Annotated in this window: 24 protein-coding genes; 7 read left to right on the forward strand and 17 right to left on the reverse strand. The window is 72.4% G+C overall.

Translation table 11 applies throughout. The annotated features are described in order from the left end of the window. Positions 1 to 47: 47 nt before the first annotated feature. The 12 genes from ACGF3H_RS08870 to ACGF3H_RS08925 all read right to left on the reverse strand — a co-directional run bounded on the left by ACGF3H_RS08870 (position 48) and on the right by ACGF3H_RS08925 (position 12,025). Entirely contained in the window at positions 48 to 1,112 is a 1,065-nt protein-coding gene (locus ACGF3H_RS08870) for a polyprenyl synthetase family protein (RefSeq protein ID WP_362488452.1), read from the reverse strand. Between the two features lie 68 nt (positions 1,113 to 1,180). After that, positions 1,181 to 2,614 carry a hydroxysqualene dehydroxylase HpnE gene (hpnE, locus tag ACGF3H_RS08875; protein ID WP_362488423.1) on the reverse strand — a complete coding sequence of 478 codons (1,434 nt, stop codon included), beginning with the start codon at positions 2,612 to 2,614 and terminating at the stop codon, positions 1,181 to 1,183. Then, entirely contained in the window at positions 2,611 to 2,754 is a 144-nt protein-coding gene (locus ACGF3H_RS08880) for a DUF6380 family protein (RefSeq protein ID WP_362488421.1), read from the reverse strand. Before ACGF3H_RS08880 ends, hpnE begins: the two co-directional genes overlap by 4 nt. Next, the gene (gene hpnD / locus ACGF3H_RS08885; protein ID WP_362488420.1) at positions 2,751 to 3,698 is read right to left on the reverse strand and encodes a presqualene diphosphate synthase HpnD; all 948 of its coding nucleotides are present in this window, start codon (positions 3,696 to 3,698) and stop codon (positions 2,751 to 2,753) included. The genes ACGF3H_RS08880 and hpnD overlap by 4 nt, the downstream gene beginning before the upstream one ends. Further along, complete coding sequence (gene hpnC / locus ACGF3H_RS08890; RefSeq protein ID WP_362488418.1) at positions 3,695 to 4,597, reverse strand: squalene synthase HpnC; 903 nt, start codon at positions 4,595 to 4,597, stop codon at positions 3,695 to 3,697. Before hpnC ends, hpnD begins: the two co-directional genes overlap by 4 nt. A gap of 360 nt (positions 4,598 to 4,957) precedes the next feature. Beyond that, on the reverse strand, positions 4,958 to 5,746 hold the full coding sequence (locus ACGF3H_RS08895; RefSeq protein WP_362488416.1) for an ABC transporter ATP-binding protein: 789 nt from the start codon (positions 5,744 to 5,746) through the stop codon (positions 4,958 to 4,960). After that, on the reverse strand, positions 5,739 to 6,668 hold the full coding sequence (locus ACGF3H_RS08900; protein ID WP_362488414.1) for an ABC transporter permease: 930 nt from the start codon (positions 6,666 to 6,668) through the stop codon (positions 5,739 to 5,741). The genes ACGF3H_RS08895 and ACGF3H_RS08900 overlap by 8 nt, the downstream gene beginning before the upstream one ends. Positions 6,669 to 6,765: 97 nt before the next feature. After that, complete coding sequence (locus ACGF3H_RS08905; protein WP_362488450.1) at positions 6,766 to 7,638, reverse strand: glycosyltransferase; 873 nt, start codon at positions 7,636 to 7,638, stop codon at positions 6,766 to 6,768. Positions 7,639 to 7,646: 8 nt separating this feature from the next. Continuing rightward, positions 7,647 to 8,426 (reverse strand): CDP-alcohol phosphatidyltransferase family protein, encoded by a 780-nt coding sequence (locus tag ACGF3H_RS08910; RefSeq protein WP_362488412.1) that lies wholly within the window; start codon positions 8,424 to 8,426, stop codon positions 7,647 to 7,649. Continuing rightward, positions 8,404 to 9,468: an iron-containing alcohol dehydrogenase family protein gene (locus ACGF3H_RS08915; protein ID WP_362488410.1), complete on the reverse strand. Its 1,065-nt coding sequence runs from the start codon at positions 9,466 to 9,468 to the stop codon at positions 8,404 to 8,406. Before ACGF3H_RS08915 ends, ACGF3H_RS08910 begins: the two co-directional genes overlap by 23 nt. Then, positions 9,456 to 10,208: a sugar phosphate nucleotidyltransferase gene (locus ACGF3H_RS08920; protein ID WP_225635508.1), complete on the reverse strand. Its 753-nt coding sequence runs from the start codon at positions 10,206 to 10,208 to the stop codon at positions 9,456 to 9,458. Before ACGF3H_RS08920 ends, ACGF3H_RS08915 begins: the two co-directional genes overlap by 13 nt. Continuing rightward, the gene (locus tag ACGF3H_RS08925; RefSeq protein WP_362488408.1) at positions 10,205 to 12,025 is read right to left on the reverse strand and encodes a DUF5941 domain-containing protein; all 1,821 of its coding nucleotides are present in this window, start codon (positions 12,023 to 12,025) and stop codon (positions 10,205 to 10,207) included. The genes ACGF3H_RS08920 and ACGF3H_RS08925 overlap by 4 nt, the downstream gene beginning before the upstream one ends. Positions 12,026 to 12,476: 451 nt before the next feature. Between ACGF3H_RS08925 and ACGF3H_RS08930 the strand changes: the two genes are divergently transcribed. Beyond that, positions 12,477 to 13,415: a cation diffusion facilitator family transporter gene (locus ACGF3H_RS08930; RefSeq protein ID WP_362488406.1), complete on the forward strand. Its 939-nt coding sequence runs from the start codon at positions 12,477 to 12,479 to the stop codon at positions 13,413 to 13,415. Between the two features lie 393 nt (positions 13,416 to 13,808). Beyond that, positions 13,809 to 14,402, forward strand: a complete 594-nt coding sequence (idi, locus tag ACGF3H_RS08935) for an isopentenyl-diphosphate Delta-isomerase (RefSeq protein WP_362488404.1) — start codon at positions 13,809 to 13,811, stop codon at positions 14,400 to 14,402. Positions 14,403 to 14,411: 9 nt separating this feature from the next. Here idi and ACGF3H_RS08940 read toward each other — a convergent pair whose 3' ends face one another. After that, positions 14,412 to 14,864 carry an ATP-binding protein gene (locus tag ACGF3H_RS08940; RefSeq protein WP_362488448.1) on the reverse strand — a complete coding sequence of 151 codons (453 nt, stop codon included), beginning with the start codon at positions 14,862 to 14,864 and terminating at the stop codon, positions 14,412 to 14,414. Positions 14,865 to 15,068: 204 nt separating this feature from the next. On the opposite strand from ACGF3H_RS08940, the gene ACGF3H_RS08945 reads away from it, so the two are divergent. Then, complete coding sequence (locus ACGF3H_RS08945; RefSeq protein ID WP_362488402.1) at positions 15,069 to 15,824, forward strand: enoyl-CoA hydratase/isomerase family protein; 756 nt, start codon at positions 15,069 to 15,071, stop codon at positions 15,822 to 15,824. Here the strand turns inward: ACGF3H_RS08945 and ACGF3H_RS08950 are convergent. Together ACGF3H_RS08950 and ACGF3H_RS08955 are read right to left on the reverse strand one after the other, a co-directional pair. Further along, complete coding sequence (locus ACGF3H_RS08950; RefSeq protein WP_362488400.1) at positions 15,811 to 16,446, reverse strand: DJ-1/PfpI family protein; 636 nt, start codon at positions 16,444 to 16,446, stop codon at positions 15,811 to 15,813. The two genes, ACGF3H_RS08945 and ACGF3H_RS08950, sit on opposite strands and share 14 nt — an antisense overlap. Before the next feature lie 64 nt (positions 16,447 to 16,510). Then, positions 16,511 to 17,470: a GlxA family transcriptional regulator gene (locus tag ACGF3H_RS08955; protein WP_362488398.1), complete on the reverse strand. Its 960-nt coding sequence runs from the start codon at positions 17,468 to 17,470 to the stop codon at positions 16,511 to 16,513. A gap of 113 nt (positions 17,471 to 17,583) precedes the next feature. Here ACGF3H_RS08955 and ACGF3H_RS08960 point away from each other — a divergent pair, with 113 nt between their 5' ends. From ACGF3H_RS08960 to ACGF3H_RS08970, 3 genes are all read left to right on the forward strand, one after another. Continuing rightward, positions 17,584 to 18,453: a hypothetical protein gene (locus ACGF3H_RS08960; RefSeq protein ID WP_362488396.1), complete on the forward strand. Its 870-nt coding sequence runs from the start codon at positions 17,584 to 17,586 to the stop codon at positions 18,451 to 18,453. Between the two features lie 94 nt (positions 18,454 to 18,547). Further along, positions 18,548 to 18,673 carry an LPFR motif small protein gene (locus tag ACGF3H_RS08965; protein ID WP_346010761.1) on the forward strand — a complete coding sequence of 42 codons (126 nt, stop codon included), beginning with the start codon at positions 18,548 to 18,550 and terminating at the stop codon, positions 18,671 to 18,673. 116 nt (positions 18,674 to 18,789) lie between these two features. After that, entirely contained in the window at positions 18,790 to 21,150 is a 2,361-nt protein-coding gene (locus ACGF3H_RS08970; protein ID WP_362488394.1) for a Tex family protein, read from the forward strand. Positions 21,151 to 21,389: 239 nt separating this feature from the next. Here ACGF3H_RS08970 and ACGF3H_RS08975 read toward each other — a convergent pair whose 3' ends face one another. Continuing rightward, positions 21,390 to 23,036 carry an ABC-F family ATP-binding cassette domain-containing protein gene (locus ACGF3H_RS08975; protein ID WP_362488392.1) on the reverse strand — a complete coding sequence of 549 codons (1,647 nt, stop codon included), beginning with the start codon at positions 23,034 to 23,036 and terminating at the stop codon, positions 21,390 to 21,392. 180 nt (positions 23,037 to 23,216) lie between these two features. On the opposite strand from ACGF3H_RS08975, the gene ACGF3H_RS08980 reads away from it, so the two are divergent. Continuing rightward, positions 23,217 to 24,170 (forward strand): FAD-dependent oxidoreductase, encoded by a 954-nt coding sequence (locus tag ACGF3H_RS08980; protein ID WP_362488390.1) that lies wholly within the window; start codon positions 23,217 to 23,219, stop codon positions 24,168 to 24,170. 281 nt (positions 24,171 to 24,451) lie between these two features. On the opposite strand, the gene ACGF3H_RS08985 is transcribed toward ACGF3H_RS08980, so the two are convergent. Next, positions 24,452 to 26,185 carry a BCCT family transporter gene (locus ACGF3H_RS08985; protein WP_362488389.1) on the reverse strand — a complete coding sequence of 578 codons (1,734 nt, stop codon included), beginning with the start codon at positions 26,183 to 26,185 and terminating at the stop codon, positions 24,452 to 24,454. Positions 26,186 to 26,342: the final 157 nt, after the last annotated feature.

Raw genomic sequence — 26,342 nt, forward strand, 5'->3', positions numbered from 1 at the left:
CGCGACACCGGCCGGCGACTACGCGAGGGCTATTCGACCGATAATGATCATCTCTTTCGTACGACGACGAAGTCCGCGAGCGCCGTGAACCGGTCCCGTACCCGGTCGGGCATGTCGACGGTGTCGAGGGCTTCGATGGCGATGGTGTGCTGGCGGCGCGCCTCGTCGGCGGTCCACTCGCGCCCGCCCGCCTCCTCGATGAGGGCGGCACGGGCCGCGAACTCCTCCTCGGAGAAGTTCGCGAAGTCGCTGCTCTTGGCGTCGGCGGCGAGGATCTCGCCGAGTCGCTCGGAGGCGGGGCCGCCCGCGGCCAGGGCGGCCACGACCGGGAGGGACTTCTTGCGCTGGCGCAGGTCGCTCCAGGTCTGCTTGCCGGTGGCGTCCGGGTCTCCCCAGATGCCGAGGAGGTCGTCGACGGCCTGGAAGGCCAGGCCGAGGTGGTAGCCGTACCTCTCCAGCGTGTCGGCGGTGTGCTCGTCGGCGCCGCCGAGGACCGCGCCGATGGAGCTGGCGACGGCGAGCAGGGCGCCGGTCTTGTTGCCCTCCATCTCCAGGCACTCCTCGACGCTGACCCGGTCGCGGTGCTCGTAGGAGATGTCCTGGGCCTGACCGTCGATCAGGGCGCGGGAGGCGCGGGTGAGACGGCGGGTGGCGCGGCCGGCGTCGACGGTGCCGAGCTCCAGCAGCACCTCGTTGGCCAGGGCGAACAGGGCGTCGCCGACCAGGATGGCCTGGGCGGGGCCGTGCACCTTCCAGACGGTGTCCCGGTGGCGGCGCTGTTCGTCTCCGTCCATCAGGTCGTCGTGCAGGAGGGAGAAGTTGTGCACCAGTTCCACGGCGACCGCGCCGGGCACCCCGGCCTCGGGCGCGGCGCCGGTGACCTCGGCGGAGAGCACCGCGAGCGCGGGACGGACGGCCTTGCCGCCGTCGCCGTCCGCGGGGTTGCCCTGGGCGTCGATCCAGCCGAAGTGGTACGCGGCGACGGTGTCCATGGGAGGTGCCAGGCGGTCGACGGCCGCTCGCAGGACCGGCGTGGCCAGCGTCCGGCCCCGCTCCAGGAGCGCGGCGACGTCCACCGTGGTCCGTCGATCGGCCTTCGGGGCCGGGGGCACAGTGGACACAGTCTTTCCTCCAGTTGCGGTACCGGGAGTGCGGGAGTCGGTCCCACGCGGATCGGTTCTCATGCCGCCTCCTCGAAATCGGGAAGGCGGTCGCGGGACCGGCCCAGGGCGGCGAGCGCGGCTCCCGCCGCCCCGACACCGCTGCGGACGGCACTCTCCATGGTCGCGGGCCACCCGGTGGCGGTCCACGCTCCGGCCAGGTACAGGCCGGGTGCCTTGGTGCGGGCGCCGGGCCTGAGCCGGCCGACACCGGGGGCGGGCGCGAAGGTCGCGGTGCGCTCCCTGGTCACGAAGAAGTCCCTCACCTCGGCGCCCCGGGCGCGGGGCAGCAGCCGCTCCAGTTCGGGCAGGTAGCGCTCGCGCAGCGTGGCCACGGGTGTGTCGATCTCGTCCTGCGCGGTCGACTGGGACAGTGCCAGGTACTGGCCGTCCTCCAGGCCGGAGGCCTCGGTGCGGTCGAACACCCACTGCACCGGGGTGCCGAGCGCCGTGAGGAAGGGCGTGGCGAGCACCTTCCGGTCGTAGACCACGTGGACGTTGAGGATCGGGGCGGTCCCGATCTCCAGCAGCTGCCCGGGGGCGTCGAGCGCTCCCGGGGGCAGGAGTTCGTGCGCCTCGCGCTGCGGGACGGCGAGGACGACGGCGTCCGCCAGAAGCGTTTCTCCGGGGACCTGAACGCTCCACTGCCCGTTCCCGTATCCGAGGACGGAGGTGACGCGTGTACGGACCTCGGTACGGACGCCCGCGGAGTCGAGCGCCTTGCGGGCCAGCCGGTCGTGCAGTTCGCCCAGCGGCACGCGGGCCCAGCCGATGTCGGCCGCGCCCGGGTCGGACAGCAGGCCGGTCTTGAACACCATCGCGGCGAGCCCGAGGGAGGCGTCGCCGGCGGCCGCGTTGAGGGTGGCGACCCCGACCAGGTCCCACAGGGCCTCGACGGCACGCGGCGACTGACCGTGCGCGGTCAACCAGCTGCCGAAGTCCTGGCTGTCCAGCGCCGGATCGGTGAGGTCGAGCTGCCTGAGCGCGAGCGCGGCGCGGCCGACCCGGGCGCGCTCGGCGAGCGAGAGGTGCGGATACGTGGCGAGGCTGCGCCCCAGGTGCAGGGGTACGGGCAGCGCGTCGCGCCGCAGCCGGCCGAGCCGTCGTCCCTCGGGCCGGGCCAGGTCGACGACGGGCACGTCGAGACGTTCCTGCACCGGAGCGAGCGCCGTCCCCTCGATGCGGTCGAGGAACCAGCGGTAGGCGGTGCAGCAGCGCAGGTACACGTGCTGGCCGTTGTCGACGGTCAGGTCGCCGCGCCGGAAGGAGAAGGCGAGCCCGCCCAGTCGGGGCCGTCCCTCCAGAAGGGTGACGCGGACCCCTGCGTCGGCGAGGGCGAGCGCGGCGGTGACACCGGCGAGTCCGCCGCCGACCACGACGGCGTGTCTGCCGGCCGGGACGGCGGAGGCGTCCGTGAGCGGCCCGTGGTCACGCGTGCCGTTGCCGTGGGTCATCGTGCACCTTTCCCTGCCCGGTCGCCGTGGTGTGTGAACGCCGTACGGCAGACCGTCTCAGTCAGGGACGCCCTTCGCCACCGGAGGGTTGCCCGCCGTTCCCCGCCGGGAGCGGCGCGGTGGACCGGTGCGCTTCTCACGGGCGCCTCCTGACGGTCCGCCGGGCCACGTGGCGGGTGTCCAGCCCGGACAGGCCGCGCACGGCGACGTAGGCCTTCTCGCGTCCGGGCAGCGAGACCCGGCCGCGCAGCACGGCCTCCGGGTCGCGCTCGATGCGGTCCAGGAGGCGGCGGTAGATGCCGGCCATGGCGGCGACACAGGCGCCGCTGCGCCGGTCGAGCATCGGCAGCAGGCGGTAGCCCTCGGCGAACAGGGCCCGGGCACGGCGCACCTCGAAGTGCACGAGGCCCGCGAAGTCGGAGCCCACCGGTGGCACCGGCCCGCCGAATCCGGCCGAGCAGCCGAACTTGGCGAGGTCGTCGGCGGGCAGGTAGGTGCGGCCGTCCTCCGCGTCCTCACGGACGTCCCGGAGGATGTTGGTGAGCTGGAGCGCGAGCCCGAGCGTGTCGGCGTACTCGGGCGCGCGCTCGGCGCCGCGCGCCCCCGGTTCGGTGCCGAAGACACCGAGCGAGAGGCGTCCGATGGCACCGGCCACGCAGCGGCAGTAGACCTTCAGGTCGTCCCAGGTCTCGTAGGTCTCGCCCCGCAGGTCCATCTGGACGCCGTCGATCAGTTCGTCCAGTCCGCCCAGCGGGATCGGGAACTGCCGCGCGGCGTGGGTCAGGGCGACGGCCACGGGGTCGGTGTCGTCCTCGTCGACCGCGCCCTCCTGGACGCGGCCGAGCAGCGCCCGGGTCTCCTCGAGCCGGGCGACCTTGACGTCGGGCACGAGATCCCCGTCGCCGATGTCGTCGACGCGGCGCGAGAACGCGTAGAGCGCCGACATCGCCCGGCGCTTGGGCGTGGGCAGGAGCCGGATGCCGTAGGCGAAGTTCCGGGCCTGCTGTCCGGTGACGGTCTCGCAGTAGCTGTACGCGGCGAGTACCGGTGCGGACACGTGTGACGACTCCACGGTCCGGATCACCCCTCTCCTCGCAGGGTCGCGCCCACCTCGCGCAGCAACCGGACCTTACCGGGCTTGGGCGGGCCGGGAAGCACGTCGTGTCCGGCGGCGGTGATCGCCCCGATGGCCGCTCGTCCCCCGGCCACGAATCCCGCGAGCAGCAGCCTCAGCCTTCCGTGGACGCTGCCGACCAGGGGGGCGCCCTCGTCCAGCAGGTCGCGGGCGCGTCCGGCCTCGAAGGCGATCAGGGCGCGCACCGAGGCGCCCGCGGTGGGTGCGGCGAGGTCCGCCTCCCGCACGTGGAAGCGCTTCATGTCCTCGGCGGGCAGGTAGACGCGGTCCCGGGTGAGGTCCTCGGCGACGTCCTGGAGGTGTTCGACGATCTGCAGGGCCGTGCAGATCCGGTCGGAGTGGCGGACCCGCTCGGGGGTCGAGGTACCGGTGACGGCGAGGACGAGGCGGCCGACCGGGTTGGCGGACAGCTCGCAGTAGGCCAGCAGGTCGTCATAGGTCTCGTACCGGCCGACCAGCTGGTCCTGGCGGTTGGCGGCGATGAGACCGAGGAACGGCTCGGGGGTGAGCGAGCGGCGGCGCACGGTGGGCTGCAGGCGCCGCAGCAGCGGGTGGCGGGGCGTGCCGTCGAAGACGCTGCGCAGGTCGGCCTCGAAGGCGTCCAGCATCAGCAGCCGGTCGCCGGCGCTGTCGCCGGGGACGCCGAGGAGGCGGGCGTCGGCGCCGCCGGGGGCCAGGTCGCCGTCGCCGATGTCGTCGACCAGACGGGCGAAGCCGTAGACGGCCATGAGGTCGGTGCGCCAGTCGCGGGGCAGGAAGAAGGGGGCCACGGGGAAGTTCTCGCTCGCGGCCTTGTCGAGCGTGCCGCGCTCCGGGTCGACGGCGTGCGCCGTGTCGGTCAGCGTCATCGCCGGCTGCCCGGGACGGGGACGGCACACGCTTCGCGGAGCAGGGGAGTTTCCGTAGCCATTGCCGTCACATCTCCCGTTCTACACTGCCGACCCAATACACACTATTTCGGACACGCCGCCCGGCCGCCCGCGCGGCAGGCCCGCTCGAGGGTGACGGGCATTATCGCCCCATGTGCCGCGTTTCGGGACCGGTACAGCTTACGTTGTACAACTCACCGAGTTCCGCCGGGGTGCTCTGCGCATCACCACAACACACCGATCGGCTTCAAGATTCCTAGTACGGCCAGGAGTTGACGCTTCCTTTGCAGACGCGGGGCCCCGCCGGAACAGTTCCGGCGGGGCCCCGGGCGTGTCGGGCTACTTGCCCGTGAACTTCTCGTACTCCTTGAGGACCTCGTCGGTCGGCCCGTCCATGCGCAGTTCGCCGCGTTCCAGCCACAGGACGCGGTTGCAGGTGTCGCGGATGGACTTGTTGTTGTGGCTGACCAGGAAGACGGTGCCGGCCTCCTTGCGCAGCTCGCGGATGCGCTCCTCGGAGCGGGTCTGGAACTTGCGGTCGCCGGTGGCCAGCGCCTCGTCGATCATGAGGACGTCGTGGTCCTTGGCGGCGGCGATGGAGAAGCGCAGCCGGGCCGCCATGCCGGAGGAGTAGGTGCGCATCGGCAGGGTGATGAAGTCACCCTTCTCGTTGATGCCGGAGAAGTCGACGATCTCCTGGTAGCGGGCCTTGATCTGCTCGCGGCTCATGCCCATGGCGAGTCCGCCCAGGATGACGTTCCGCTCGCCGGTCAGATCGTTCATCAGGGCCGCGTTCACGCCGAGCAGGGAGGGCTGACCGTCGGTGTAGACCTTGCCCTTCTCGGCGGGCAGCAGGCCCGCGATGGCCCGCAGCAGCGTCGACTTGCCGGAGCCGTTGGAACCGATCAGGCCTATGGCCTCGCCCCGGTAGGCGACGAAGGAGACACCCCGCACGGCGTGCACCTTGCGCACCCCGCGCGCCGCGTCGTCGGAGCCCCGCTTCACGATGCGGCTGAGGGCCGCGGTGGCGCTGCCCTTGCCGGTCTTGGCGCCGTTGACGCGGTAGACGATGTGGACGTCGTCCGCGATGACCGTCGGCACCCGCTCGTCCTGCTGCTGCTCAGCCACGGCCGTACCTCTCCTCAGCCTTCCAGAAGTACACGAAGCCGCCGGCCACGGCGAGGACGGCCCAGCCGGCCGCCACCGCCCACACGTGCGGCGGGAGGTTGTCGGAGCCGTAGCCGTCGATCAGCGCGAAGCGCATCAGGTCCATGTAGACGGCCGCCGGGTTCCACTGGAGCACGTCGGCGATCCAGGACGGCTTGTCCTTCAGCATGACCGGGATGGAGAACATGACGCCGGAGGCGTACATCCAGGTCCGCATGATGAACGGCATCAGCTGCGCCAGGTCCGGCGTCTTCGCCCCCATCCGCGCCACGATCAGCGCGAGACCGGCGTTGAAGAGGAACTGCAGGGCGAGCGCCGGGACGATCAGCACCCAGGACAGGGTGGGATAGCTGCCGAAGGCCACGGCCACGATGAAGAGCACGATCATCGAGAAGAGCAGCTGCTGGAGCTGCTGGAGCGCGAAGGAGACCGGCAGCGAGGCGCGCGGGAAGTGCAGGGCCCGCACCAGGCCCAGGTTGCCGGAGATCGCGCGGACGCCGGCCATCGCCGAGGACTGCGTGAAGGTGAAGACGAAGATGCCCGTCACCAGGAACGGGATGTACACGTCCTTCGCCATGCCCCGGCCCGCGTCCAGGATCAGGCCGAAGATCAGGTAGTAGACCAGCGCGTTCAGCAGGGGCGTGGCCACCTGCCACACCTGGCCGAGCTTGGCCTGGCTGTACTGGGCGGTCAGCTTCGCCTGGGAGAAGGCGAGGATGAAGTGCCGCCGGCTCCAGAGCTGACGGACGTACTCGACGAGGGACGGCCGGGCGCCGCTCTGGGACAGCCCGTACTTCGCGGCGAGCCGTGCCGCCGTGAGGCCCTCGTCGGGCGACACGGGCCTGGTCGTGGCGACCGTGCCGTCGTGCGTTGTCTCACTCACTAGTGGAAACTTTCGTCTTCGTCGGTGCGTGGCCGGTTCGGACCCGGCACGAGCCCGTCGGCCTCGGAGGGCCTGGTGCTCTCGGGATACGAGCTTGTCAGATCACCGGAGGCCGGCCCAGCCGGGTCAGCCGCCACACCGTACGCCACTTCATGGGGCGGCGAGGACCGCACGGGCTTGCCCAGCCCTCCCGGAACCCGCCGAACCAGGCCTTCAGGGCCGGGCCCGAGGGCCGGCGCAGCAGCGTCAGCAGCAGCCACACCCCGAGGTAGACCGGTACGAGGAGCGCGGGGAGGTTGCGGCGGGCGAGCCAGACGCGGTTGCGGGCCACCATGCGGTGGTAGACCGCGTGCCGCGAGGGCGCCGTCGTCGGGTGGTACAGCACCATGTCGGAGCGGTAGTCGATCATCCAGCCGGCATCGAGGGCCCGCCAGGCCAGGTCGGTCTCCTCGTGGGCGTAGAAGAATTCGCCCGGCAGGTTGCCGACCTCCGCGAGGACGCGGGTGCGGACGGCGTTGGCGCCGCCGAGGAAGGTGGTCACCCGGGAGGAGCGCATCGGGTCGGAGGCCCGCAGCCGCGGCACGTGCCGGCGCTGGGTCTCGCCGGTGTCCGGGTCGGCGATGCGGAAGCTGATGATGCCGAGCTCCGGGTCGTCCACGAACGCCTTGCGGCACAGCTCGGCGGTGTCGCTGCGGGCGAGCAGCCCGTCGTCGTCGAGGAAGAGCAGGACGTCGACATCGGTGCCGCTGGGGCCGAAGGCCTCGATGCCGACGTTGCGGCCGCCGGGGATGCCCAGGTTCTCCGGCAGCTCGACGGTGCGGACGCCGGCGGGCACCTCCGGCACGGGCGAGCCGTTGCCGACCACGACCACCTCGACCGGGTCGCCGTCCTGCCCGGCGACCGAGTCGAGCAGGGCGCGCAACTCCTCGGGGCGGTTGCCCATCGTGATGACGACGGCGCCGACCTTCATGGCCGCGCTCACTTGAGCCTGCTGGAGGCGAGGACGGACACCAGGTGCAGCAGGCTCTGCAGGAGGGCGATGCCGGCGAGCACGGCGGTGCCGAGCCGGGTGAAGAACAGGTCGCCCCGGCTCTCGTCGACGATCGCGAGGACGAGGATGAGCAGGGACGCCTCGATGCCGAGGATCAGCCGGTGGAACTTCAGCGCCCCGGCGGCCCGGCGGGCCAGCGCCATGCCGGAGGAGCGCGGCTCGGACGCGGCCTCCTTGACCGGCTCCATCCCGGCCTGGTGGCGGGCGACGCCGACCAGGTCGGTCTCGGCCTTGATCAGGATGGCGCCGAGGGCGGCCAGGGTGCCCAGGAAGGCCCACAGCCAGTCGATCCGTCCGGTGCCCCAGAGGTCGGCGGCGCGCAGGCCGAGCCCGACCAGGACCGCGGCGTCGGTCAGGTAGGCACCGACGCGGTCGAGGTAGACGCCGCCGAGCGAGTACTGCTTCTTCCAGCGCGCGACCTCGCCGTCGACGCAGTCCAGCAGCAGGTACAGCTGGACCGCCACCACGCCGAGCACGGCGCCCGTGATCCCCGGCACCAGCAGCGCCGGTGCCGCGAGGACGCCGCAGACGGTCATCAGGTACGTGAGCTGGTTGGGCGTGATCCTGGTGTTCACCAGGTAGCGGTCGATCCGCAGCGAGACCTCGCGCATGTAGAGGCGTCCCGCCCAGTGCTCACCGCTGCGCCGGTCCTTGACCCCCGCGGGATGGACGACCGGGCGTAGTTCAGCTACCGATGGCCTTGACATAGTCGGCGTACATGTCCTTGATCTGGTCGGTCGTGAGGTCGAGGTGTTCGAGGATCGTGTAGCGGCCGGGCCGGGTCTGGGGGGCGAAGTCGACCGCCTCCACGAACTCGTCCAGGTCGAAACCGATCTCGCCCGGCAGGACGGGCAGCCCGTGGTGGCGCAGTACGTCGGCCATCTGCCCGGCCGTCTCCCGGTCGCCGCGCAGGAACGTGGCGAAGGCGCCGCCGAGGCCGCACTGCTCGCCGTGGAGCGCGCTGCGCTTGGGGAACCGCAGGTCGAACGCGTGGCTGATCTCGTGGCAGGCGCCCGAGGCCGGACGGCTGTCCCCGGCCACCGACATCGAGATGCCGCACAGCACGAGCGACTCGGCCAGTGTCGTCAGGAACGAGTCGTCCCCTGTCCCGCCGGGGTGGCGCAGCACCGCCTCGGCGGCCTGGCGGGCCATCGCGGCGGCCAGGCCGTCGACCTTCTCACCGGTCTCGCGGTGCGACAGCTCCCAGTCGGCCACGGCGGAGATCTTGCAGATCACGTCGCCGATGCCGGCCCGGACGTAGCGCACCGGTGCCTCGCGGATCACGTCGAGGTCGATGACGATGCCGATCGGGTTGGGCACCCCGTAGGAGCCGCGGCCCGCGTCGTTGTCGAGGGTGGCGACCGGCGAGCACAGCCCGTCGTTGGCCAGGTTGGTGGCCACCGCGACCAACGGCAGGCCCACCCGGGCCGCCGCGTACTTGGCGCAGTCGATGACCTTGCCGCCGCCGACTCCGACCACCGCGTCGTAGCGGCCGGCCTTCTTGATGGAGTCGGCGAGCCGGACGGCGCCGTCGATGGTGCCGTCGGCGTCCGCGAACCAGTCGGCGCCCGGGAAGGCCGGACCGAACCGGTCCCGCAGCACCTGGCCGGAGCCGTTGCTGATGGCGAAGGCCAGTCGCCCGGAGGGCGAGATCCGCTCGTCGGAGAGGATCGCGGCCAGGTCGTCGAGCGCCCCCGGCCGGATGTCGACGACGAGCGGCGAGGGGATGAGCCTCGTCAGTACTGGCACGCGATCTCCCGTCCCTTGGCGAGGTCGTCGTGGTTGTCGATCTCGACCCACTTGACGTCGCCGATGGGCTCCACGTCGATCCGGAAGCCGCGGTTGACCAGCTCCTGGTACCCGTCCTCGTAGTACAGCTGCGGGTCGCGCTCGAACGTGGTCTTCAGGGCGTCGGCCAGCTCCACGGCGGCCTCGCCCTCGATGAGGGTGACGCCGATGTACTCGCCGGTCGCCTCGGCCGGGTCCATCAGCTTGGTGATGCGCTGGACGCCCTTGTCGGGGTCGACGACGACCTTCATCTCCTCCTCGGCGAGGGACTTCACCGTGTCCAGCGCCAGGATGATCTTCTTGCCGTCGCCGCGGGCGGCGAGCAGGGTCTTCTCGACGGAGACCGGGTGCACGGTGTCGCCGTTGGCGAGGATCACGCCGTCCTTGAGGGCGTCACGGCCGCACCACAGGGAGTAGGCGTTGTTCCACTCCTCGGCCTTGTCGTTGTCGATGAGGGTGAGCTTGACGCCGTACTTCTGCTCCAGCGCCTCCTTGCGCTCGTACACGGCCTCCTTGCGGTACCCGACGATCACCCCGACCTCGGTGAGGCCGACCTCGGCGAAGTTGCCCAGGGTCAGGTCCAGCACCGTGATGTCGTCCTCCGCGCCCTCGGGGCCGACCGGGACCAGTGCCTTGGGCAGGGTGTCGGTGTAGGGGCGCAGACGGCGTCCGGCGCCGGCCGCCAGCACGAGGCCGATCATGCGGGTTCTCCTTCGTCGTGTACGGCGGGTGCGCCGACCTTGTGGGCGGCGACCCAGAAACGGATGCTCTCGACGAGCACCACGAGGGCGACGGCCACGGCGAGGACCGTGAGCGCGACCTTGAAACCGGAGGCGGTGAGCAGCACGGCCAGCACCGTGACCAGCAGCGTGCGGCCCTCGTGCCCCCCGATCGCCCGCACCAGCCAGTGCGGGGGCGCACCCGCGTTGCCGCGGATGCGGTAGACCGTGTCGTAGTGATGGTAGGCGACCGCGGCCACCAGCCCGAAAGCCGCCGGAAGCGCCCCGTTCACGTCCGCTTTCGCCGCCAGGGCGAGCACGGTGCCGTATTCGGCGGCGCGCAGGAAGGGCGGGACCAGCCAGTCGAGGGCGCCCTTGAGGGGGCGCGCGACGGCGAGCGCGGACGTCAGCACGTAGACGACCGCCGCGACGGCCGGCCAGGGTCCGCCGAAGTCGGTGAGGGCGGCCGTCGCGACGACGGCGAGGCCGCCGAGGAGGGCGACGGCGGGTGCGGTGAAGCCGGGCAGCCGGCGGGCGGGCGCGCGCAGGCCCGCGGCGACGGCCTCGGCGAGCGGGCCGGAGTCGGCGAGGTCGGCCAGCGCCCCGGCCGCGCGGTCGGTCCGGGTGGCCCTGCGGGTCAGCGAGCGCAGGACGCGGCCGGCCGTGGTGTACGTCGCGGCGAACGCGCAGCCGATCAGCAGCGCGTAGAAGGTGATCCGGGGGGTGGTGGCCGCGGTCAGCACGGCGATCATGGCCCAGCGTTCGCCGATGGGCAGGACGATCATGCGGCGCACCCAGACCGTCCAGCCGACGCTGTCGAGCTTGTCGGAGAGGGCCGCGGTGGGGCTCGTGTTGGCGGTGGCGTCGTGGTTGGCCTCGTTGAAGGAGAAGTCCACGACGTGCCGGCAGGTCTGGAGGACCATGGCGCCGAGCGCGAGGGCCCATACGTCGTCGTGGCCGCCGCGGGCGGCGCCGAGCGCGAGGCCCGCGTAGTAGGCGTACTCCTTGGCGCGATCGAAGGTGGCGTCCAGCCAGGCGCCGAGCGTGGAGTACTGCAGGGAGTAGCGGGCGAGCTGCCCGTCGGTGCAGTCGAGGACGAAGGAGGCGATCAGCAGGACGCCGGCGGCGACGAAGCCGCCGCGGGTGCCGGTGGCCGCGCAGCCCGCCGCTATGAGCGCGGTGAGCAGCGAGGCCGTGGTGACCTGATTGGGGGTCAGTCCGCGCCGCGCGCACCAGCGGGCGATGTAGCGGGAGTAGGGGCTGATGAAGAAGGTGGTGACGAAGCCGTCACGGGCCTTGACCGCCGACTTCAGGCGTACGGCCTCGTCGTCGACGGACGCGACGGCCTGCCGCGCCTCGTTGCGGGCCTGCGGGTCGGCGGGGACGACGGCGACGAGACTGCCGAGTTCCGGCCGGTGCACGTCGGAGCCGTCGGCGTCGAGCGCGGTGGCGATCCGGTCGGCGAGGCTGTCGGCGGCCGGCGTCGAACCGCCGCCCGCGGAGCTCTCCCGGGCCATCGCGCGGGTGAGGGCCTGGCGGGCGTCCGGCTGGGCGGTCACGGCGCCGGGGATGGCGGCGAGCGGGAAACGGGGGTCGGTGAGGCCGAGGCGCAGGGCGTGCGGATGGCCCACGAAGCGGGCGTCGACCACGGCGACCCGCTCCCCGCCCGGTACCTGGGCCAGCAGCGTCTCGGCGTCGGCCGTGTCGGAGGCGAGCCGTACGTCGAAGCCGAGGGACCGCAGCTCGCTCTCGACGGACGAACCGGGGACCGGCTGGCCGGTGAGGATGGCGGTCGACAACCGAACTCACTCCCTGGTGCCGGCGCCAGTGCGCCGGTCCTGTGCATGGTGGAGCGCCCGTGCCTGGGGCACCCGGGCGGCATGACGGCAGAGGTTATCGGATGCCTGGAACACCGTGTTCACCGCCCGTTTCACGGACGGTCGACGCCACGTGCACCCGCCTCGGCCGCGATCATCATCAGGGATTCGGGGCCCGCCCCACAAACCGCCCTCCCCAAACGGACATCGAGGGCATCGCCCAGTGTCGAGGGACGTGCGCGGAGGGTCAGAACGGTGATCGGACGCGCGGGTGCGGGCGCCTCGTCCGGCTGGGCACCGCGGCCGGGCGACGCTCTGACCTGCGTAACGTTTCCGCAGGTCAGAGCAGATGACAACGGTGTTCAGTGCCGCGTTGCCCCATACCCCCCACCCGTAGTTGACTGAGGTTCCGCAGACGAGGGAGGCGGCTTCCATGGGGGCTGGGCACGATCACGGGCACGCGCACGGCGCGCACGGCGGCGGTACGGCGACGGCCGCGTACCGCGGCAGGCTGCGGGCCGCGCTGGCGATCACGCTCACCGTCATGGTCGTCGAGATCGTCGGCGGTGTGCTCGCCGACTCGCTCGCGCTCGTCGCCGACGCGGCGCACATGGCGACGGACGCCCTCGGGCTGGGCATGGCGCTGCTGGCGATCCACTTCGCGGGACGGCCGCCCAGCGACCGGCGCACCTTCGGCTACGCCCGCGCGGAGATCCTCGCGGCCCTGGCGAACTGTGTGCTGCTGCTCGGGGTCGGCGGGTACGTCCTGTACGAGGCGATCGAGCGGTTCATCACACCGGCCGGCACCGCGGGCGGGCTGACCGTCGTCTTCGGTGCGGTCGGCCTGGTGGCGAACATGGTGTCGCTGACGCTGCTGATGCGCGGCCAGAAGGAGAGCCTGAACGTGCGGGGCGCCTTCCTGGAGGTGGCGGCGGACGCGCTGGGCTCCCTGGCGGTGATCGTCTCGGCGCTGGTGATCCTGGGCACGGGCTGGCAGCCGGCCGACCCGATCGCGTCCCTGGTGATCGGCCTGATGATCGTGCCGCGCACGTGGCGGCTGCTGCGCGAGACGCTGGACGTGCTGCTGGAGGCGGCGCCGAAGGGCGTGGACATCGCCGAGGTGCGCGCCCACATACTGGCGCTGGACGGCGTCGAGGACGTGCACGACCTGCACGCGTGGACCATCACGTCGGGCATGCCGGTGCTCTCCGCGCACGTGGTGGTGAGCGGCGAGGCGCTGAGCGCGATCGGCCACGAGAAGATGCTGCACGAGCTGCAGGGGTGCCTGGGGGACCACTTCGACGTGGAGCACTGCACCTTCCAGCTGGAGCCCAGCGGGCACGCGGAACACGAGGCGCGGCTGTGCCACTGAGTCCGGGCCGGGCACCGTGTCGCCGGTGGGGCCGCCGTGCGGGGGCGGGGCCGTGGACGGGTGCCGGGCCGTGGACGGGTGCCGGGCCGTGGACGGGTGCCGGGCGGCGTGGACAGGTGCGGGGGGCGTGGACAGGTGCGGTGCGCGCCGGGGAATGCCGCCGTCCGCCGGTCCTCCGCCGCCCGCCCTCCCGGGCGCTCCCCCGGGCCGTGCCCCGGGCGGTTCCCGGTGGGTGACGCCGGGCACGATCTTCCATCGGGCCCCCTCGGTACTCGACCGGTGACGGCCGCAGCCCGCGCCACCGCGCGGGACATGCGGGTGTGCCGGGAAGTGCCGGGAGTACCGAACGCGTGGGGCACACTTGGGGCGCGAGGACCGATGTGAAGGATGGGTATGCCGATCACTCCTGCCACCGCGACGCACAGTTCGTCGAACGGCACCGCAGACGCGATCTTGTTGGAACTGGTCGACGAGAACGGCGTGACGGTCGGTACCGCGGAGAAGCTCGCCGCGCACCAGCCGCCGGGGCAGCTGCACCGCGCCTTCTCCGTGTTCCTCTTCGACGAGCGCGGCCGGCTGCTGCTCCAGCAGCGTGCCCTGGGCAAGTACCACTCCCCCGGCGTGTGGTCCAACACCTGCTGCGGTCATCCCTACCCCGGGGAGGCGCCGTTCGCCGCCGCGGCCCGGCGGACGTTCGAGGAGCTCGGTGTCTCGCCGTCGCTGCTCGCCGAGGCGGGCACGGTGCGTTACAACCACCCGGACCCGGCCTCGGGGCTGGTCGAGCAGGAGTACAACCACCTGTTCGTCGGCCTGGTGCAGGCACCGCTGCGGCCCGATGCGGAGGAGGTCGCCGAGACGGTCTTCGTGACCCCGGACGAGCTGACCGCGCGGCACGCGAAGGACACCTTCTCGGCATGGTTCATGACGGTGCTGGACGCGGCCCGGCCCGCCGTCCGGGAGCTGACGGGACCGTCCGCCGGCTGGTGAGCGGGCCCGCTACCGCGGGGCGTGCTTGAGCGGCAGGGCGGCCCAGATCACCTTGCCGCCGCTCGCCGTGTGGACCACGTCGCACGCCCCGCCCGCCTCCCGGGTGATCTCCCGGACCAGGAGCAGTCCGCGTCCGCCCGTCCGGCCGTGGTCCGTCTCCAGGGCGGTCGGGCGGTAGGGGTGGCTGTCCTCCACGGACACCCGGACCCACTCGGGTCCCACGGCGACCTCCACGGCGAGCGTCGGTGACAGCACCGCGGCGTGCCGGACGGCGTTCGTGACCAGCTCCGAGACGATCAGCAGCAGGCCGTGGGCCACGTCGTCGGAGACGGGCACGCCCTGGCGTACCAGGAGATCCCGGACGGCGTGCCGGGCCTGCGGGACCGAGGCGTCGACCGCGGGCGCGGTGAACCGCCAGACGCCTTCGTACGGCAGCGGTTGTGCGGGCCCGGTCTCGTCCATCGTCCGGTCGCCACCCTCGGGTTCGATTGTCACCACACCCAGAGTGTTGGTAACGCGTCCCTCCGCACCGGATGACTGAACACAAGTCAGCAGGTATCGAACGGTTCTGAACGTTGGCGTATGACCCGATCGGTTGTGGGACCGTTCCTGTCCCGCTCGCACCTGCTCCGCGAACCGTTCGGGCGGGTGGATAGCATCCGGCCCATGGAGCCGCATCTGCTGCACCGGGTCCACGACTCGGTCGCCACCGTCGTCGTCCGCCACCCGGCCAAGCGCAATGCCATGACGGCCGCGATGTGGCGGGCGCTGCCGGAGCTGCTCGGCGCCCTGGCGGACGACCCCGCGGTGCGGGCGCTGGTGCTCACCGGTGAGGGCGCGACGTTCTGCGCCGGGGCCGACATCTCGACCCTGCGGGGCTCGGCGGAAGAGGCGCAACTGCTCGCCGTGCGCGCGGAGGAGGCCCTCGCGGCCTTCCCCAAGCCGACGCTGGCGGCGATCCGCGGCCACTGCGTGGGCGGCGGCACCCAGTTGGCGGCGGCCTGCGATCTGCGGTTCGCCGAGGAAGGGGCGCTGTTCGGGGTCACCCCCGCCAAGCTCGGCGTGGTCTACCCGGCGTCGGCGACCCGGCGGCTGGTGTCGCTGGTGGGGCCGGCCACCGCGAAGTACCTGCTGTTCTCCGGCGAGCTGATCGACGCCGGGCGGGCGCTGCGCACGGGGCTGGTCGACGAGGTGCTGCCGGGCGGTGAACTCGACCGGAGGGTCACCGAGTTCACCCGGGTCCTGGTCTCCCGCTCACAGCTGACGCAGGCGGCGGCGAAGGAGTTCGCGGACGGCCGCACCGACCGGGACGAGCACTGGGCCGCGCAGGCGCGCGGCAGCGGCGACACCGCGGAGGGAGTCGCCGCGTTCCTGGAACGCAGGCAGCCGCGCTTCGACTGGAGCGTGCCTACGTCAGGATGAACCGGCTTCGGGTGCGGAACTCCTCGACGAGGTGCGCGGGCGCCTTCTGCGGTGACCCGGCGTCGTAGGGCGGCTGCGGGTCGTACTCCGTCAGCAGCTGGACCGCCTGGGCGTGCTCGTCACCGGCGATCCGGCCCACCAGGGTGAGGCCCATGTCGATGCCGGAGGAGACGCCGGCAGCGGTGACGTACTTGCCGTCGGTGACCACCCGCTCCCCGGTCGGCTCGACGCCGTACCGCTTCAGCAGGTCCAGGGCCAGCCAGTGCGAGGTGGCGCGGCGGCCGGTGAGCAGTCCCGCCGCGGCGAGCAGCAGGGAGCCGGAGCAGACGGAGGTGGTCCAGGCGCTGGTGGCGTCGGCGGCGCGCAGCCAGTCGAGCAGGGCCGTGTTGTCCATCTGCGCCTCCTGACCGGGGCCGCCCGGCACGAGGACGACGTCCGGGTTCGGCATGTCCGCGAGGGTCCGGTCGGCGGTGAGCGCGAGGCTTCCCGTGTCGTTGCGGACCGGACCGGTCCGTTCGGCGGCGAAGACGGTCTCCGCGTCCGGTACACGACTGAGGACCTCGTACGGGCCCACGGCGTCGAGGGCGGTGAAACGGTCGAAGAGGACGATGGCGATCTGCACGTGTTTCCTTTCCTGTGCACTCGGGTGAGCGGGTTTCGCGCACTCGGACGAGCGGGGGGGGTCGTCAGCGGGCGGCCGCGGGCCGGAACCGGCGGCGGTACTCGGCCGGTGAGGTGCCGAGCGCCCTGACGAAGGCGCGGCGCATGGCCTCCGGGGTGCCGTAGCCGCTGACGCGGGAGATCTCCTCGACGCCGTCGGTGCTGTCCTCCAGCAGCCGGCGGGCGTGTTCGAGGCGCACCCGGTCGACGTACCGGCCGGGCGTCGTGCCGGTCTCGGCCTGGAAGGCGCGGGCGAAGTGGCGCGGGGAGAGGGCGGCGCGGGCGGCGAGGGACTCGACGCTCAGGTCGGCCCCGGGGTGCTCGGTGATCCACTGCTGGACCTCGCGGAGCGGCTCGCGACGCGCGGTCTGGGCGGCGAGCTGGGCGCTGAACTGGGCCTGGTTGCCGGGCCGGCGCAGGAAGACCACCAGATGGCGGGCGATGGTGAGGGCGGCGGCCCGGCCCAGGTCCTCCTCCACCAGGGCGAGCGCGAGGTCGATGCCGGAGGTGACACCGGCGGACGTGGCGACGTGGCCGTCGCGGACGTAGATCGGGTCGGGGTCGACCTCGACGGCCGGGTGGTCGCGGGCCAGCCGGTCGCAGTACGCCCAGTGGGTCGTGGCGCGGCGGCCGTCCAGCAGGCCGGCCGCGGCGAGCAGGGCGGCCCCGGTGCAGACGGAGACCAGGCGTGGGGCGCCCGGTCCGTGCTCGCGCAGCCATCCGATCAGGCGGGGGTCCGGGTCCCGGGTGCCCCGGCCGCCGGGGACCAGCAGGGTGTGCGGGGCGGGCGCCCCGGTGAGGGCCCGGTCCGGTACGACGGTCAGACCGCTGGACGTGCGCACGGGAGCGCCGTCCAGCGAGGCCGTGCGGATGCGGTACGTGCCGGATGTGTGCTGCTCGGCGCCCGCGAAGACCTCCACGGGGCCGGTGACATCGAGGCTCTGGACGTCGTCGAAGAGGACGACGAGAACGGTGCGCTGCGCCATGCCGCCGATTCTTCGGCCGCCCGGCGGTGGCCGCAATGACGCGTTCCCCACCTTTCCTGCCATGGCTCTCTCAGCCCTGGAGGGCGTACTGAGCGGTTGGTAACCTGCCGGGCATGACAACCGCCGCTCTCGACGCCCGCGCCGGCCGCCGCTGCCACAACGCGCTGAACTCGCTGCACTCGACCCACTACTTCTCGCCCGACCTGGGCCGGGAGCTCGCGTCCCTCGGGGTCACCGACCCCCGGGCCGTCAACTTCGCGGTGCGTGCCGCCGCCCTGGGCCCGGTCGGTGCCGGCGCCGTGACGGCGACGTTCTACAACTACCGACACGACCTGGTGGCCCGGCACGTGCCCGCCGTGTGGGAGACCGTCACGCCCGCCCAGGTCCTGGCGGCCCGCCTGCGCGCCGTCGACGCGACGCTGCGCCGCCTGCTGGGCGAGGAGGCCGTGGCGTCCCCGGAGATGGCGGAGGCGGCCGAACTGGCGCTGCGGGCCGCCGAGGGCTGCTCGCGCAGCGCCCGCCCGCTGTACTCGGCCCACGCCGACCTGCCCGTGCCCGGCGATCCGCACCTCGCCCTGTGGCACGCGGCGACCCTGCTGCGCGAGCACCGGGGCGACGGGCACCTCGCCGCGCTGCTGGCCGCGGGCCTCGACGGCCTGGAGGCGCTGGTGACTCACACCGCGACGGGCAAGGGCATGACGCCGAAGTGGGTCTTCACCACCCGGGGCTGGAACCAGGAGGAGTGGGACGCGGCCTCGGACCGGCTGCGGGACCGCGGACTGCTCGACGACGCCGGTGAGCTGACCGCGCAGGGCGTCGCCCTGCGCGAAGGGATCGAGCGGGAGACGGACCGGATGGACGAGGCCCCCTACGCGCACCTGGGCGCGCAGGGCGTGGCACGTCTGACGGAACTGGGGGCCTCGTTCGCGCGCAGGGCCCTCGGTGCCGGCGCCTTCCCGAAGGACCTGCTCGGCAAGCGCTGAGCAGCCGGTCCGGGCGCACGGGGCATGCGGCGCCGATCTCGAGGTACCCGTATATCTCCCGGCCGGAGGGGCCGGGAGAGGAAAGGGGCTTTTCGTGTTCCGTGCCATCGCAGACGTCCTGCGCCAGATCGGTGGCGCCATCGCCACTGTCGTCACGCTTCCCTTCCGGGCGCTGGCCCGGCTCTTCGGCGGGGCCTCGTCCTCGGCCCGCAGGGCCTGATGCCCCGTCCCGGTGCCGTCCGGACGCGACGGGCCCGGGTCGCGCCCTGATCCCCGATTGTCGGCACCACCTGCCACAATTACCGCGCAACCTCTGTGAGAAGGCGGTACGGGATCGTGACGACACCCGGGTCCAGCGCGTCCATCGACGTGAGGTCCATCGAAGGCAGGATCGCCGAGGAGCTCGGCGTACGGGAGCGGCAGGTGAAGGCCGCGGTGGAGCTGCTCGACGGCGGCTCGACGGTGCCCTTCATCGCCCGCTACCGCAAGGAAGCGACCGAGATGCTCGACGACGCGCAGCTGCGCACGCTCGAGGAACGGCTGCGCTACCTGCGGGAGCTGGAGGAGCGGCGTACGGCCGTCCTCGACTCGGTGCGCGAGCAGGGCAAGCTCACCGAGGAGCTCGAGGCCCGGATCCGTGAGGCGGAGACCAAGGCCCGCCTGGAGGACATCTACCTGCCGTTCAAGCCCAAGCGGCGCACGAAGGCGCAGATCGCGCGGGAGGCCGGTCTGGAGCCGCTGGCCGAGGGCCTGCTCGGCGATCCGTCGGTGGACCCGCTCGCCGCGGCCGTCGCGTTCGTCGACTCCGGCAAGGGCGTGGCCGACCCGCAGGCCGCCCTGGACGGTGCCCGGGCGATCCTCACCGAGAAGTTCTCGGAGGACGCGGACCTGATCGGCGAGCTGCGCGAGCGCATGTGGGTGCGCGGGCGGCTCGCCGCCAAGGTGAAGGCGGGCAAGGAGGAGGCCGGCGCCAAGTTCGCCGACTACTTCGACTTCGCCGAGCCGTTCACCGAGCTGCCCTCGCACCGGATCCTCGCGATGCTGCGCGGCGAGAAGGAGGACGTCCTCGACCTCGTCCTGGAGCCCGAGGAGGCCACCGACGGGCCGTCGTCGTACGAGGGCATCGTGGCGGGCCGCTTCGGGATCGCCGACCGCGGCCGGCCCGGTGACAAGTGGCTCGCGGACACCGTCCGCTGGGCCTGGCGCACCCGCATCCTGGTCCACCTGGGCATCGACCTGCGGCTGCGGCTGCGCACGACCGCCGAGGACGAGGCGGTGAACGTCTTCGCCGCCAACCTGCGTGACCTGCTGCTGGCCGCCCCGGCCGGGACGCGTGCCACGCTCGGCCTCGACCCGGGCTTCCGTACGGGTGTCAAGGTCGCCGTGATCGACGCGACCGGCAAGGTCGTGGCCACGGACGTGATCCACCCGCACGTCCCGGCCAACCGGTGGGACGAGGCGATCGCGAAGCTGGCGCGGCTGGCGAAGGAGCACGCGGTCGAGCTGGTCGCGATCGGCAACGGCACCGCGTCCCGCGAGACCGACAAGCTCGCCGGTGAACTCATCACCAAGCACCCGGAGTTGAAGCTCACCAAGGTGATGGTGTCCGAGGCGGGCGCCTCGGTGTACTCGGCGTCCGCCTTCGCCTCGCAGGAACTGCCCGACATGGACGTGTCGCTGCGCGGCGCCGTGTCCATCGCACGGCGGCTGCAGGACCCGCTGGCCGAGCTGGTGAAGATCGACCCGAAGTCGATCGGTGTCGGCCAGTACCAGCACGACCTGTCCGAGGTGAAGCTGTCGCGGTCGCTGGACGCGGTGGTCGAGGACTGTGTGAACGGTGTCGGCGTGGACGTCAACACGGCCTCGGCACCGCTGCTGGCCCGCGTCTCCGGCATCACCTCCGGGCTCGCCGAGAACATCGTGGCGCACCGGGACGCGAACGGGCCGTTCCGCTCGCGCACCGAGCTGAAGAAGGTGTCGCGGCTCGGACCGAAGGCGTACGAGCAGTGCGCGGGCTTCCTGCGGATCCGGGGCGGCGACGACCCGCTGGACGCGTCCAGCGTGCACCCCGAGGCGTACCCGGTGGTGCGGCGGATGGTGAAGACCGCCGGGCAGGAGGTCGCCGGTCTGATCGGCAACACCTCGGTGCTGCGGTCGCTGCGGCCGGCGGAGTTCGTGGACGAGAAGTTCGGTCTGCCGACGGTGAGCGACATCCTGAAGGAGCTGGAGAAGCCGGGGCGCGACCCGCGGCCGGCCTTCAAGACGGCCACCTTCAAGGAGGGCGTGGAGAAGATCTCCGACCTTGCGTCCGGGATGGTCCTGGAAGGGGTCGTCACGAACGTGGCCGCCTTCGGGGCGTTCGTGGACGTCGGTGTGCACCAGGACGGTCTCGTGCACGTGTCCGCGATGTCGAAGACGTTCGTGAAGGATCCGCGGGACGTGGTGAAGCCCGGGGACATCGTGAAGGTGAAGGTCCTGGACGTCGATATTCCGCGGAAGCGGATCTCGCTGACGCTGCGGTTGGACGACGAAGCCGCTCCGCAGGGGGAGCAGAAGCGGGAGCCGCGGCAGGGGGCCCGGCCCCCCAAGCAGCGGCAGCAGCGGCAGGGTTCCGGTGGGAAGGGGCGGTCCTCGGCGGCTCCGGCGCCCTCCAACGGGGCGATGGCGGACGCGTTGCGGCGGGCCGGGCTGGCGTAGACCGCCGGCGTGGTGGCCGGGGGTGGGTGCGCGGGCCGGCGCTTGCCGGGTACCTCCCCCACTCTCGGCTCCGCTCGAGCGGGGGGACCCCACCGCCCACCCGTGCCGCCCTGGGGGCACCTCCCAGGCCGTTCAGGCACTGGGGGAGGCACGACTACCCGCAGCGATGACGGCATGGGGCTGCCGCGGCTACGACGGCAGCGGCTGCCCGCGGCCGTGACCAGTGCCGCTGCGCGCCGCTATGTGCGGGTTTCCGTCACCTTGCCGTTCGTTACCTCCAGGCGGCGGGTCACTCGGATCGCGTTCAGCATGCGGCGGTCGTGGGTGATCAGGAGGAGGGTGCCCTCGTAGGCGTCCAGGGCTGATTCCAGTTGTTCGATGGCCGGCAGGTCCAGGTGGTTCGTCGGCTCGTCGAGGACCAGGAGGTTGACGCCCCTGCCCTGGAGGAGGGCGAGGGCGGCCCTCGTGCGTTCGCCCGGGGAGAGGGTCGACGCCGGGCGCACGACGTGGTCCGCCTTGAGGCCGAACTTGGCCAGGAGGGTGCGGATCTCCGCCGGTTCCGTTTCGGGGACGGCGGCGCGGAAGGCGTCGAGCAGCAGCTCAGGCCCGTGGAACAGCTTGCGCGCCTGGTCCACCTCGCCCAGCAGGACGCCCGACCCGAGCGCCGCGTGCCCGGCGTCGAGCGGGACACGGCCCAGGAGGGCGCCGAGCAGCGTGGACTTGCCCGCGCCGTTGGCTCCCGTCACCGCCACGCGGTCCGCCCAGTCGATCTGCAGGGAGACCGGGCCGAGCGTGAAGTCGCCGCGTCGCACCTCCGCGTCGCGCAGCGTGGCGACCACCGCACCCGAGCGCGGGGCCGAGGCGATCTCCATGCGCAGGTCCCACTCCTTGCGCGGCTCCTCGACGACATCGAGGCGCTCGATCATGCGCTGCGTCTGGCGGGCCTTGGCGGCCTGCTTCTCGCTGGCCTCGCTGCGGAACTTGCGGCCGATCTTGTCGTTGTCGTTGCCCGCCTTGCGCCGGGCGTTCTTGACGCCCTTGTCCATCCAGGTGCGCTGCATCTGCGCCCGGTCCTGGAGGGCCGCACGCTTGTCGGCGTACTCCTCGTACTCGTCGCGGGCGTGCCGACGGGCCACCTCGCGCTCCTCCAGGTAGGCCTCGTAGCCGCCGCCGTAGAAGTTGATCTGCCGCTGGGCGAGGTCGAGTTCGAGGACCTTGTTGACCGTGCGGGTGAGGAACTCGCGGTCGTGGCTGACGACGACGGTGCCGGCCCGCAGGCCGGTCACGAAGCGTTCGAGGCGTTCCAGGCCGTCCAGGTCGAGGTCGTTGGTCGGCTCGTCGAGCAGGAAGACGTCGTAGCGGGACAGCAGGAGGGAGGCGAGGCCCGCCCGCGCCGCCTGACCGCCGGACAGGGACGTCATCGGCTGGTCCAGGTCCACCGTGAGGCCCAGCGCGTCGGCGGTCTCCTCGGCGCGGTCGTCGAGGTCGGCGCCGCCGAGGGCGAGCCAGCGCTCCAGGCCGGCCGCATAGGCGTCGTCGGCGCCCGGGGCGCCCTCGACCAGAGCCTGGGTGGCCTCGTCCATGACGCGCTGGGCCTCGGTGACGCCGGTACGGCGGGCGAGGAACGCTCGGACGGTCTCGCCGGGCCGGCGCTCCGGCTCCTGCGGGAGGTGGCCGACGGTGGCGCTCGGCGGGGACAGGCGCAGCTCGCCCTGTTCCGGTGCGGTGAGGCCGGCGAGCATCCGCAGGAGGGTGGACTTGCCGGCGCCGTTGGCCCCCACGAGGCCGATCACGTCGCCGGGGGCCACGACGAGGTCGAGCCCGGTGAACAGGGAGCGGTCGCCGTGGCCGGCGGCGAGGTTCTTGGCGACGAGGGTGGCAGTCATCAGACCGTCGATCCTAACCGCGCCCCGCCGCCCGCTCAGCCGGGTTTCCCTCCCCGCACGACGGCCACCAGGGCATCGACCGCCTCTCCCGCACGCACACCCATGCGGTGAGTGTCCCCTCGGCGCAGCCGATGCGAGCACGTGCTGACGTACGGGGGCGGGGAGGCCTATCGTCCCGGTGTGGAGACCGAACTGGGTGACGAGGTCGTCGTGGTCGGCGGCGGTGTGATCGGGCTGACGACGGCCGTCGTGCTCGCCGAGCGCGGCAGGCGGGTGCGGGTGTGGACGCGGGAGCCCGTCGAGAGCACCACTTCGGCGGTGGCGGGCGCGCTGTGGTGGCCCTACCGCATCGAGCCGGTGGCGCTGGCGCGGGAATGGGCGCTGCGGTCCCTGGACGTGTACGAGGAACTGGCGGCGCGGCCCGAACGGACGGGAGTCCGCGTGGTCGACGGAGTGCTGGGCGAGACGGGCCTGGACGAGGTCGACGGATGGGCGACCGCGCGGCTGCCGGGGCTGCGCGCGGTGCGGGCCGGGGAGTACGTCGGGTCGGGGCTGTGGGCGCGGCTGCCGCTGATCGACATGTCGACTCATCTCCCCTGGCTGCGGGACCGGTTGACGGCGGCGGGCGGTGTGGTGGAGACGCGTACGGTGGCCGCGCTCGCGGAGGTCGGAGCGCCGGTCGTCGTCAACTGCACGGGGCTGGGCGCCCGTGAGCTGGTGCCGGACACGTCCGTGCGTCCGGTGCGCGGGCAGCTGGTCGTGGTGGAGAACCCGGGCATCGACACCTGGCTGGTCTCCACCGATCCCGTCTCCGGGGAGATGGCGTACCTCTTCCCGCATCCCGGCAGGCTCGTCCTGGGCGGCACGGCCGACGAGGACGCGTGGTCGGCCGATCCGGACCCGGCGGTCGCGGAGGCGATCGTACGGCGGTGCGCCGCGCTGCGTCCGGAGGTCGCCGGGGCGCGGGTGCTGGAGCACCGGGTGGGGTTGCGGCCTGCGCGGGACGCGGTGCGGCTGGAGCGCGAGCGGCTGCCGGACGGGCGGCTGCTGGTGCACAACTACGGGCACGGCGGTGCGGGCGTGACGGTGGCCTGGGGCTGCGCCCGCGAGGCGGCGCGTCTCGCGGGCGGCTGACGGGGGCCACTCTCCGGTGAGACGGAACACGAGAGCTCACCGAGACCGCGAGAAAGTACGGGGTGAGGCCGCGAAGGTGTCCCGCCGTCCCGGTGGCTCGTGTCCGACGCGACCACTGCCGGTCGGGGTCCTGCGGCCCGGGCGCGTGCGGCCCACCCGCCCGGGAGTCGGCGCCGGCTCCCGGGCGCGGGAGCGCCGAGGCCAGGACCCGGCGGGCCGGCACCGGTCCGGATGCCTCGGGCGGGCCGGTGCCGCGGGGCCGGCCGCAGGCCCCACGTCGTTCACTCGTCGTGTGTACCGATCGGGTCGCCCTCCACCTCCGTGCCGGCGCCCGGGCCGATGCGGATCTCGAAGTCGCCGTCGTACTGCTCGTGGCCCGCGATGACGGCCAGTTCGACGGCCTCGGAGCCCATCTCGCCCCGCACGATGAGCGGGTCCCTGCGCAGGTCGCGCATGAGGGCGACACACATGAAGATCATCACGATGACGAACGGTGCCGCCGCGAGGATCGTGAGGTTCTGCAGACCGGTCAGCGCGTCGCCCTGGCCACTGCCGACCAGCAGCATGATGGCCGCGACGGCGCCGGTGACCACGCCCCAGAACACGACGACCCAGCGGCTGGGTTCGAGCGCGCCCTTCTGCGAGAGGGTGCCCATCACGATCGATGCCGCGTCGGCACCCGAGACGAAGAAGATGCCGACGAGGATCATCACCAGCAGGCTGGTGACGGTGGCGACGGGGAACTCCTGGAGGACGGCGAAGAGCTGGCCCTCCGGCGTCGAGTCGTTGCCGAGCCGGTCCTGCTCCTGGAGCTTCATGGCCGAGCCGCCGAAGATCGCGAACCAGATCAGGCTGACCGTGCTGGGCACGAGGATGACGCCGCCGATGAACTGCCGGATCGTCCGCCCCCGGCTGATACGGGCGATGAACATGCCGACGAAGGGCGTCCAGGAGATCCACCAGGCCCAGTAGAAGACGGTCCAGCTGCCCAGCCAGTCGGCGACGCCCTTGCCGCCGCTGGCCTCGGTGCGGCCGGCCAGCTGGGGCAGCTCACCGAGGTAGGAGAAGACCGAGGTGGGCAGCAGGTCGAGGACGACGATGGTCGGGCCGGCGACGAACACGAACACCGCGAGGATCAGGGCCAGCACCATGTTGGTGTTGGACAGCCACTGGATGCCCTTCTCCACGCCGGAGATCGCGGAGGCGACGAACGCGACGGTCAGCACGGCGATGATGGCGACGAGCAGCCCGGTGCTGACCTTGTCCAGCCAGTCGAGCTTCTCCACGCCGGAGCCGATCTGCAGCGCGCCGAGGCCGAGCGAGGCGGCGGAACCGAAGACGGTCGCGATGATCGCGAGCATGTCGATGATCCGGCCACCGACTCCGCCCGCGTTCTTCTCGCCGATGAGCGGCGTGAAGACGGCGCTGATGGTCTGGCGGCGGCGCCTGCGGAACGTGCTGTAGGCGATGCCGAGGCCGACCACCGCGTAGATGGCCCACGGGTGGAGCGTCCAGTGGAACAGGGTGGTGGCCATGGCCGTCTCCATGCGTTCGCCGGAGTCGGCCGGGGAGGTGCCGGGCGGAGGCGTGGTGTAGTGCGCCAGCGGCTCGCTGACGCCGTAGAACATCAGGCCGATGCCCATGCCCGCGCTGAACATCATCGCGACCCAGGACACCGTGCGGAACTCGGGCTTCTCGCCCTCGGCACCGAGGTGGATCCGGCCGTAGCGGCTGGCCGCGAGCCAGAGGGCGAAGACGACGAATCCGGAGGCGGCCAGCATGAACGCCCAGCCGCCGTTGTGCATCAGCCCACCGAGCATGGTGTTGGAGACGTCCTCCAGCGAGTCGGTGAAGGCGGCGCCCCAGATGACGAAGGCGAGGGTCAGGGCGGCGGTGACACCGAAGACGACCCGGTCGGTCCGCGGGTGCTTCTCGTGCCCGGCGAGGTCGGCTTCCGAACCCGGAAGCGTTCCTCTTTCGTGATGGTCCTTGTCGCTCGGTCGGTCCTGCGTCACAGGCGGCACCTTTCGCTCCGGGGAGGCCGAAAATAGTCCTCCGCTACGCCCATACCACGTGCGCCGCGGAACTCACCTCCTCAGCGGCATGCGCGGGACGGTACCTCGGGCGATTGCTGTGCAGAAGAGGGCGTACGGAGGCCGCAGGGACCGATGA

The sequence above is a fragment of the Streptomyces sp. NPDC048185 genome (assembly GCF_043202495.1).
GTDB lineage: Bacteria > Actinomycetota > Actinomycetes > Streptomycetales > Streptomycetaceae > Streptomyces.